At 51.0% G+C, this 9475-nt stretch carries 8 protein-coding genes; 1 reads left to right on the top strand and 7 read right to left on the bottom strand.

Annotated elements, in window-relative coordinates:
* Positions 1-144 precede the first annotated feature (144 nt).
* Positions 145-1611: a tyrosine-type recombinase/integrase gene (locus tag FJM74_RS16365; protein WP_194350019.1), complete on the bottom strand. Its 1467-nt coding sequence runs from the start codon at positions 1609-1611 to the stop codon at positions 145-147.
* Between the two features lie 117 nt (positions 1612-1728).
* Here FJM74_RS16365 and FJM74_RS16360 point away from each other — a divergent pair, with 117 nt between their 5' ends.
* The gene (locus tag FJM74_RS16360; protein WP_187263715.1) at positions 1729-2115 is read left to right on the top strand and encodes a hypothetical protein; all 387 of its coding nucleotides are present in this window, start codon (positions 1729-1731) and stop codon (positions 2113-2115) included.
* A 61-nt stretch (positions 2116-2176) separates the two neighbouring features.
* On the opposite strand, the gene rpsA is transcribed toward FJM74_RS16360, so the two are convergent.
* The 6 genes from rpsA to tsaD form a co-directional block, all read right to left on the bottom strand.
* Positions 2177-4096: a 30S ribosomal protein S1 gene (rpsA, locus tag FJM74_RS16355; RefSeq protein ID WP_241739203.1), complete on the bottom strand. Its 1920-nt coding sequence runs from the start codon at positions 4094-4096 to the stop codon at positions 2177-2179.
* 903 nt (positions 4097-4999) lie between these two features.
* Entirely contained in the window at positions 5000-5503 is a 504-nt protein-coding gene (locus FJM74_RS16350) for an HNH endonuclease (RefSeq protein ID WP_187263714.1), read from the bottom strand.
* 75 nt (positions 5504-5578) lie between these two features.
* On the bottom strand, positions 5579-6358 hold the full coding sequence (locus FJM74_RS16345; RefSeq protein ID WP_317175568.1) for a C40 family peptidase: 780 nt from the start codon (positions 6356-6358) through the stop codon (positions 5579-5581).
* A 174-nt stretch (positions 6359-6532) separates the two neighbouring features.
* Positions 6533-7627: a J domain-containing protein gene (locus FJM74_RS16340; protein WP_187263713.1), complete on the bottom strand. Its 1095-nt coding sequence runs from the start codon at positions 7625-7627 to the stop codon at positions 6533-6535.
* A gap of 196 nt (positions 7628-7823) precedes the next feature.
* Positions 7824-8294 (bottom strand): SsrA-binding protein SmpB, encoded by a 471-nt coding sequence (gene smpB / locus FJM74_RS16335; RefSeq protein ID WP_187263712.1) that lies wholly within the window; start codon positions 8292-8294, stop codon positions 7824-7826.
* A 172-nt stretch (positions 8295-8466) separates the two neighbouring features.
* The gene (tsaD, locus tag FJM74_RS16330) at positions 8467-9474 is read right to left on the bottom strand and encodes a tRNA (adenosine(37)-N6)-threonylcarbamoyltransferase complex transferase subunit TsaD (protein ID WP_187263711.1); all 1008 of its coding nucleotides are present in this window, start codon (positions 9472-9474) and stop codon (positions 8467-8469) included.
* Position 9475 lies beyond the last annotated feature (1 nt).

Below are 9475 nucleotides of genomic sequence, written 5' to 3'. Positions count from 1 at the left end.
AACTATTGGATAGCAGTAATACCCCCAAACAACATACGGTTATCTGCACTATGTGCGTAGGTGGTTTTACTGTATGTTGTGATGCTTTTTGTAAAAGTGAGCATCACAGCAGATTTTTTATTTTGGTATCAAGGTAATTTAATTCTAAAGATTATCCAAGGGACTCACAATTTTTTCTAGCGCATGCGATGTTATATGTGTATAAATTTCGGTAGTCTTGCTATTCCGGTGCCCTAGCAGCGACTGTATATAACGCAGGTCTGTCCCCTGCTCCAGCAGGTGGGTAGCAAACGAATGCCGGAGCGTGTGCGGCGTAGCCCTGGTTTTAATGCAGGCCTTTTCCATACAGGCTCTGAACACATTCCGAATGCTTTCCACAGTATATTGCCCTCCAAACTGCCCCTCAAACAACCATACTTTTGGTTTATACTGCTTGTAGTAAGCCCTTAGGTTCTCCAGCAGCTTCTGCGAAAGCAGCGTGGTGCGGTCTTTCTTGCCCTTTCCGCCCCTGATCAGCAGCAGGTTCCTCTCCGACTGCACATCGGTCAGCTTCAGGTTTATCACCTCCCCTATGCGCAGGCCTCCAGCATAAAGCAGCTGCAGCATACAGCGGTGCTTCAGGTTGTCGGTGGCTCCCAGTATCCGGGCTACTTCCGCTTTGCTGAGCACGGTGGGCAGGCGCTCGGGCTTCTCGGGCCGCTCCACCAGGTTTAGCTGCACTTCGTGGCGGCCCAGCACCCGCTGGTAATAAAACTTAACGGCATTGATGCTCTGGTTCACAAACGAGCACGACCAGCTGCCTGTCTGCACCATGGCACGATGATAGTTGTTTATCTCTTCTTCCGTAAAATGTTTGATGCCTTCCAGTCCTTTACCGGCGTGGCTGTTTAAAAAGCGTAGGAGCATGCCATGGTAGGTCCGGATGGTGTTGGGGCTGTAGTTGAGCAGAAACAGTTTCTCCAGGTAGTCCAGCGGGCAGGTAATATACGGTGCCTGTTTCAGGTAGCTCTGTTCCCAGAGCGCACGCTGCAGCACCAGGTCCTTTACCTGCAGCTCCTGGCTCAGCCACAGCTGTGCCAGCCCCCGCAGCTCTTCCAGGAGCACCAGCATCGGCTCGCCGCCCGGAGCCATGGCAAAGCACTGCTGCTCCTTTTGCCAGCGCGCCACCCGGCTTTCCTTCAGCCTGTCGTAAATCGGTTTGCTGTAGCGGTGCGTAATGCTCACCAGGGTGCCCCCGACTGTTGCCATGGGCTGCAGGCGCACCACCGGCAGCACCGGCAGCTTTTCCAGTGGCTCGGTCTGCTGTCCGGCCAGCACCGGGACCTGGTTGTCCGGCTTCAGGCGCTTTGGCCGGTGCAGGTAGCGGGTGCTTACCCTTGCCAGGCCCCTGAACAGGCTGTAGGTACGCTCAATGGTTTGCGGGGTGTGGTGCATGACGAAGCACTTGTACGTCTGGCTGAACTTTATCCAGGCCGCATCCTTCAGCTTGCTGCTGATAAAGGGGTTGGGCTTGTACCACAGCCGGATATACTTTTTCCCGTTGTGCTCCAGCAGGTTCAGAAACACTGTGTTATCGGTATAAGACCAGTTTTTGCTTGCATCATTAGCCATAGCGCCAAATTACAAGCCGGCAAAGCCGTAGCCGAAGTTTATCCGTATATATCCGGAAGTATGCGGAAGTATCCGTTTTAACCGGAAGCTTCCGGAAGTATCCGGATAATTACGGCTATGAAAAAAGAAGAGAAGACTTGCCTGCATTGCGGCACCAGCATGGTGGGGCGGGCCGATAAGCGCTTTTGCTCCGACCAGTGCCGCGCCACGGCCAACACGCTCCGAAAGAAAGGCGACGAAAGCGAAGTGCTCATGCGCCACATCAACCAGATCCTGCGCCGTAACCGCAACATACTGCGGCAGGCTAGCCCACAAGGCAAAACCACGCTGCGCCGGGCGGTGCTGGAAATTTCGGGTTTCGACTTCCGCTACTTTACCCACCTCTACCGCACCAAGCAGGGCAACACCTACTACCTCTGCTACGACTACGGCTACCTGCTCCTCGACGATGACAAGGTGCTTATCGTAAACCAGCAGCCCTACATGGGGCAGCAGAACCCATAAAGTCAGGCACAAAAAAAGCCCCGGTTTCCCGGGGCTTCTCTTTATGGTGCAAAAGCTAAACTTAAGCTTTGCTTTCTTCTTCAGAGGCTTCGTCAGCAGCAGCAGCGTCCTCGCCGGTAGCTTCGTCACCAGGAGTGTCTTTCGACTTCTTGGCAGCGGCAGCTTCCAGTTTCTTCACGCCAGCTTCTTTCTCGTTCTCCATCATCTGCTCTTTCAGGGCCGACAGGGCATCCAGGTCACCAAGCGTTGACTTGTTCTCAGCCTCTTTCTGTACCTTTGGAGCCTTAGGTGCTTTCTCGGCACCGGCTGCAGGCTGCACTTTCTTAGTGGCTTTGGCCATTCTGTTAGCCTCTTCGCCATAAGTAGCCGCATGCGACAGGATGATCTTACGGTCTTCTTTAGAGAATTCCACTACTTTAAAGTCTAAGCTTTCGCCAGCCTCTACTGTAGAACCATCCTCTTTCTGAATTCCTTTCGGGAACGCGAAACCTTCGATACCGTATGGCAGCTCCAGCACCGCGCCTCTGTCTGATTTCTCAAGCACAGATGCTTTGTGTGTAGAACCGATGCTGAATACCGACTCGAATGTATCCCAAGGGTTTTCTTCCAGTTGCTTGTGGCCCAGGGCAAGTCTTCTGTTCGGAACGTCAAGCTCCAATACAACTACGTCCAGGTTCTCACCAACTTTCACAAACTCAGATGGGTGCTTGATCTTCTTAGTCCAGCTCAGGTCAGAAACGTGCACAAGGCCGTCTACGCCTTCTTCCAGCTCTAAGAACAGACCGAAGTTAGTCAGGTTACGAACAACGCCCGTGTGCTTGGTGCCCACGCCGTATTTCGTTAACACATCCTGCTTCGTCCATGGGTCTTCAGTCAGCTGCTTAATGCCAAGCGACATTTTACGCTCCTGACGGTCCAGTGTCAGCACAACTGCCTCTACTTCGTCGCCTTGCTTAATGAAGTCCTGTGGGTTGCGCAGGTGCTGCGACCAGCTCATTTCAGAAACGTGGATCAGACCTTCAACACCTGGCATCAGTTCCAGGAATGCGCCGTAATCAGCCACGTTCACGATTCTGCCTTTCACTCTTGAGCCAACTTCAACCTCAGCAGGAAGAGCATCCCAAGGGTGAGGAGTCAGTTGCTTCATACCAAGGGAAATACGCTTCTTGTCATCATCGAAGTCAAGAACCACCACGTTTACTTTCTGGTCAAGGTTCAGAACTTCTTCCGGATGGTTGATACGTCCCCAAGAAATATCTGTAATGTGAAGCAGACCGTCTACGCCACCAAGGTCGATGAACACACCGAAGTTTGTCATGTTCTTGATAACGCCTTCCAGTACCTGGCCTTTTTCGAGGTTGTTCAGGATAGCGGCACGTTGCTGCTCCAGGTCTTTCTCGATAAGTACTTTATGCGATACAACCACGTTGTCGAAAGCGGCGTTGATTTTCACCACTTTCACTTCCATTTTCTTGCCTACAAACACGTCGAAGTCACGGATTGGCTTCACGTCGATTTGCGAACCTGGCAAGAAGGCTTCCACACCGTGGATGTCGGTGATAAGGCCACCTTTTGTTCTGCGTTTCACAACACCTTCCAGAACTTTGTCGTTCTCGAGGGCATCGTAAATTTTAGCCCAGGCGCTCACGATCTTCGCTTTCTTACGGGATAAGATAAGCTGACCGTTCGGGTCTTCCTGGTCTTCGATAAATACTTCAACCTCGTCGCCCACTTTCAGGTCAGGAAGATCTCTGAATTCTGAAACCGGCACCAGGCCATCAGATTTGAAACCGATGTTCAGGATCACGTCACGATCAGTGATGCCTACCACAGTTCCGCTAACAACCTCCTGCTCCTGTACGGTAGTCAGGGTGTCGTCGTACATTTTTTCCATTTCGGCTTTCTCGTCTTTGCTGTAGCCGCCGCCGAAACCTTGGGTTTCAAATTTGTCCCAATCAAAATTATCTGGAGAATTACTCATATAATAAGTTGCTCTGGTTAAGCCACCGACCTAGAGCAATAAGCCGGTTTGGTTTAGTTTTACAATTCCCTGCTAAAGCACAGGTCTCATTCACCCGAATGAAGGGGGCAAAGGTACATATTTTTCAGAAAAAAACCAGTGTTAAGGGCATATTGTTTTCTTTGATTACCTCAGAGAAAAGAGGCTGTGGATCAGGTAAATAGGAACTGGAACAGAAAAAGATAAGGTGCATCGGGCTCAAACGCCTGAATTATTCCAATGAAAAAGCCCCTTCGGAGGGCTCTGCTGTTGCTGGTGCTGCTAAAAAAGGACACATGACGCAGGACATAAGACACAGGATTTTTCTGTCTGAAACTTTCTATAGGGCCCCACCCCAAGGATTGGCAGGATAAACGGTTTGACAGGATCATGTCGAACTTCCCCAAATGATGTTCCATGCTTATTTGCACCCTTTTGTACAGATACTGTGTCTAGTTTTCGACTACATAATTAATAATAGAGCTTAGTCTCCGGCTGATCCCGCTGTCAGAAGTAGCAACGAATCCGCTACACTGACCGACATGCTGCTAAAAATTGCAGATGCCGCATTTAAAGGTTTTAAAGCGAGGACAGCTGACGTTAAGTCGAACGAGACCAGCAGCCAGGAGCTGCGCACGCAGCGAGGTTTCTGCCAAACCAAATTATGCTAATCAAAACACCCCTCCGGAGGCGCTGCCATTGCTGCTGCTCCGGCCCTTTTCAACAGCCACGATCCTTGGAAACAATAGCCGGCAATGGCTGATGCAAAGGTTAAGGAAACAAATTCCATGATTCAACCTTTACCTCAGCTCACAGCTTATTAAATCCTGATTTTAAGCGGGTTTAAAATATGAAGCTAAATTTATTAGCACAAATATAATGCAATTACACTTCCATACCCAGATAGGTACGCCACTCCTCGTTGTGCGTGTCTACGTGCAGTTGCAGGAACGACAGAAGGGAGGGACGCTTTGGTTTCGAGAGCAGCTTCAAGCCGGCTTCTTCGGGGGTGCGGTTGCCTTTGCGGGTGTTGCAGCGCATGCAGGCCGTTACCAGGTTTTGCCAGTTCGACTCGCCGCCCCGGGACCGGGGCACCAGGTGGTCGAGGGTCAGGTTTTTGATGGTGCCGCAGTATTGGCATTTGTAATTGTCGCGCCGCAGCACATTGTGGCGGCTCAGCGAGATGCCATAGTAGGGCACGCGCACATAGCGCTGCAGGCGGATAACCGAAGGAATGGGGTAGGATTTGCTGATGGTGTGGAGCACGGCATCATGGATGTTCGATACCGTCTCGGCTTTGTCGAGGTACACTAACACAAAGGCCTTCTGAATGGAACAGACGGCTATGGCGCTGAAATCCTGGTTGAGTATAAGCACTTTATCTCTCATAACTGCTTTCGTCTTACGCTATGCTTGTACGGAAAACAGCCGCTTAGATATGCTCCCTCAGGCAAGAAAATACTGCTACCCCGGAATAATTCGCTTGATCAGGCGCAGCTGGTGCGAATAGCGTTTCCGGTCGGCCTGGTAAATGCCGGTATGATCCAGCGTATCGATGCGGACTTCGCCATGGGCGTGTATAATCTGCTGTCTCTCCAGCATCAGCCCCACATGGATAATGCGGCCTTCGGGGTTAGAAAAAAAGGCCAGGTCGCCGGGGCGGGTCTGGGTGGCAAAGTGCACCTCCTCCCCTGCTTCCACCTGCTGGTAGGCATCGCGTGGGAGTTGGTAGCCACACACGCCGTACACCTGCTGCACAAACCCGGAGCAATCGACCCCCAACACCGATTTGCCACCCCACTGGTACGGCGCCTTTAGAAACGACTGCGCCACTTTTACCAGCTGCGCCTCCGTTGCCTCCTGTTCGGGGTTGGAGGCCTGGCCACCGTACTGATAGCTTTCTTCATTAATCCTTAGGTTCACACCATCAAAAAAAGGCAGATAGCTCCCGATGCCTACCGGAATGGCTGCCTGCGCACTGTTTACCGTCTGCAACAGGCCCAGCACCCTTGGATGAGGTTGGCTGCACCAGCGCTTAAAATAATCCGGGCTCACAGGGGTATGCTGCTTCTGGTCTATCCAGCCACGATATTTGTCGGTAGCCAGCTCTATCTGCAGCCAGTTGCCCTGTGTGTTCAGAACAGAATAGCACTCGCCAAAAAGCAACTGCGACACCTGCTCCGCCCTGTCGGCCGCCTCCTTCCGCATGGGCACGAGGCTCAATGTAGATATTCCGTGTTCCACTTTGTTTAATTTTGAATGAGTGAATGAAAAGTCGATATTTAAAGAGTACAAAAGCTGAAAAATAAAGCCCAATCGCAAAACATAATTCAACAATTAACAACTAACAACCAGCAATTATTCTAACAAAAGCGGGCCTCCTGAGCCTGCTTATCCACTTTAAACACCTTGCATCATCTACATGAATTTCAATGACTTAATAAATACTCGTACTACTTCCGGATCAGAGAAACCTTTAAGTTCTTCCTGCAGCTGCTGGACCTCATCCCGCAGGGCTTTCTTCTCCCTTCTGAACTTCTGCTCCACCGCCTTAGGGGTGCCGCCAAACTGGTAGAAGAGTTGAGCTTCGGGTCCAAACGTCAACTGAGCCGACTCCATCTGCAGCTCATGCACCTGATCGTTCAGCAGCTTTACATAATATTTCAACTGTTCCTCCGGCATTTCTTCCAGCGTCCTGCTTTTGTCCTGCAGAAACTCCATCTGCAGGCGCAGCAGTTCAAAGAAATCGTCGTTGTTATAAGCCAGCGTCACTTCCTTAATCACCTCCTCTTTCCAGGCACGTTGCGTCTCATCCTGCTCCTTGTCGGGGTGCAGCTGCTTTACCAGCTCCGTATAAATGCGCCTGCTGGCCTTGCTGATGTTTTGCATCTCGGCTTTCATGGCTTCCTCCTTTTCCTGCTGCGCTTTGGTTTTCTTTTTAGGCCCGCGGCTTTGCTTTCGTTTGGCCGCTTCTTCTTCCTGCTCCTGCATCTTCTGGTCCAGCTTCGCTTTCATCTTCTCCATATCGTCCAGATCATCAGCTTCTATGTCAACGCCGAAAAAGCTTTTGAACATATCCTGCGCCATACTCTTCGCCTCTTCCTCTGCCTCCTGCACCGCCTCGGCATGGGTTACAGGAGCATATTTATCGTGTATCGCTACCAGTTCTTCTCTACCATGCCGCTCAATCAGGTTGTACGCCAGGTCTTCTATGAACTCCGCCAGCTTTTCTTTCTCCTTTTTCCGGAGCGAAGGGTGATCATATGTCTCGTCCAGCCGCTGCACAATGGATACTTTCAGCTCGATGGTTTCATCTACCAGCGGTCGCAGTTCCTTTTGCACCCTGGCCTGCAGCATAGCGGTGGTCTCCCTGCGTTGCTGCAGCTCCGCCTTCAGCTTATTGATCCGCTTTATCTTCAGGTTAAACTGCCGCTGCAGCTTCGAAAGCTGGCTGGTCTCTTTTTTGATCTGAGGAACAAGTTGCGCAGCAGTTTCCGGTTTGTTTTTCGCCATAGCTTATTTTTACTTGTATAGAATGGATCAGAATTATACTTAACACGAGGGTTTCTTCTTCAACAAACGCCACAACAACACTGATATAAAGGCCTGATCACCAGTAATCAAATAACGCCTCCTATCTTATCATGAATGAAACGAGCTTCCAGAGCACAAATAATTAGTCTGATGCCCTAAGTCCTGCATCCTCTAATCAGAAGCTGCTTCTGTCCATCTCCCGCTTCACATCGCGGGCTTTTATGTCTTCGCGCTTGTCGTACAGTTTTTTGCCTCGGGCCAGCGCGATCTCCACTTTGGCGAAACCGCGGTCATTAATAAACACCCGGATCGGGATAATGGTTACCCCCTGCTCTTCGGCATTTTTCTCCAGTTTGCGCAGCTCGTTCCTGTTCAGCAGCAGCTTGCGCACGCGCATGGGCTCGTGGTTGTAGTGGGTACCCTCGGTATAGGTGGCGATGTGCATGTTGTGCAGCCACAGTTCCCCGTTCTGCACCACGCAGTAGCCGTCCTGCAGGTTCACCTTGCCCTCACGGATAGATTTGATCTCGGTGCCGCGCAGCATCACGCCTGCCACATATTTTTCCAGGAACTGGTACTCAAAAGAAGCCCTGCGGTTCACGATGTTTACAAACTTCTTTATCCGGTCTTTCTCTTTTTTTGCCATTAAATTAGATGCTAGATTTTAGATGATAGATGTTAGATAAAAGGCATTTTTTAACATAGAGCCTCTTGCTATACTAATCACCTACATATATGATTGCATTTCTATCTTATATAATCAGAGTTAAGCCAGGCCTCAATCTCCGAATTTTCAAATCTTCTCATTTCCAAATCTACTAAATTTTCATCCTCGGGTCCGGGCTGGCGAGCTGACCGGTAAAGTCGCCGGCAAGGTATTGGTAATGAGCCGCTATGGCTATCATACCTGCATTATCGGTGCAATACTCAAAAGCGGGAATATATACGGTCCAGTTATACTTTTTGGCGTAGTCCTGCAGGGCCTGCCGCAGCCCCGAGTTGGCCGATACCCCACCGGCAATGGCCACTTCGCGTATGCCCAGGTCTTTGCTGGCCTGCACCAGCTTTTTGAGCAGCGTCTGAATGAGCGTGAATTGTACACTGGCGCAAATATCTGCCAGGTTCTCCTGTACGAAGTCAGGGTTTTGCTTCGTTTGGTCTTTAAGGAAGTAAAGCACTGCGGTCTTGATGCCGCTGAACGAAAAGTCGTAGCCGGGCATATTGCCCACCGGGAATTGAAATGCCTTCGGGTTGCCCGTAGCGGCCGTTTTGTCGAGCATAGGGCCGCCGGGGTATGGCAAGCCCAGCATCTTGGCGGTCTTGTCGAAGGCCTCTCCTACGGCATCGTCTGTGGTCTGGCCGATCACCTGCATGTCGAGGTGGCTCTTTACCAGCACTACCTGCGTGTGGCCGCCGCTTACGGTGAGGCACAGGAAGGGGAAGTTCGGTTTAGGCTCATCTATGAAATGGGCCAGAATATGCGCCTGCATGTGGTTTACCTCTATGAGCGGGATATCCAGGCCCAGGGCAAACGATTTGGCGAAGGTGCAGCCAACCAGCAAGGCACCCAGCAAACCGGGGCCACGCGTGAAAGCTACTGCATTTAGATCAGTTTTTGTTACATTTGCCTTGCTAAGCGCCTGGGTAACGACCGGTATAATATTTTGCTGGTGCGCCCGGGAGGCTAGTTCTGGTACCACGCCGCCGTATTGCTCGTGCACGGCCTGTGTGGCCACTATATTAGACAATACCTGGCCGCCCCGTATAACGGCAGCAGAGGTCTCGTCGCAAGAAGATTCGATTGCTAAAATCGTAGGTTCAATCATT

This window comes from Pontibacter beigongshangensis (assembly GCF_014332515.1).
GTDB classification, from domain to species: domain Bacteria; phylum Bacteroidota; class Bacteroidia; order Cytophagales; family Hymenobacteraceae; genus Pontibacter; species Pontibacter beigongshangensis.
The sequence above is the reverse complement of the archived record's forward strand: the minus strand, read 5'-3'. Positions and strand labels throughout refer to the sequence as shown.

What these genes read in the sequence shown, in the direction of transcription:
- FJM74_RS16365 (WP_194350019.1), bottom strand. Translation starts at nt 1,611, where the DNA reads ATGGCTAATGATGCAAGCAAAAACTGGTCTTATACCGATAACACAGTG.
- FJM74_RS16360 (WP_187263715.1), top strand. Translation starts at nt 1,729, where the DNA reads ATGAAAAAAGAAGAGAAGACTTGCCTGCATTGCGGCACCAGCATGGTG.
- rpsA (WP_241739203.1), bottom strand. Translation starts at nt 4,096, where the DNA reads ATGAGTAATTCTCCAGATAATTTTGATTGGGACAAATTTGAAACCCAA.
- FJM74_RS16350 (WP_187263714.1), bottom strand. Translation starts at nt 5,503, where the DNA reads ATGAGAGATAAAGTGCTTATACTCAACCAGGATTTCAGCGCCATAGCC.
- FJM74_RS16340 (WP_187263713.1), bottom strand. Translation starts at nt 7,627, where the DNA reads ATGGCGAAAAACAAACCGGAAACTGCTGCGCAACTTGTTCCTCAGATC.
- smpB (WP_187263712.1), bottom strand. Translation starts at nt 8,294, where the DNA reads ATGGCAAAAAAAGAGAAAGACCGGATAAAGAAGTTTGTAAACATCGTG.
- tsaD (WP_187263711.1), bottom strand. Translation starts at nt 9,474, where the DNA reads ATGATTGAACCTACGATTTTAGCAATCGAATCTTCTTGCGACGAGACC.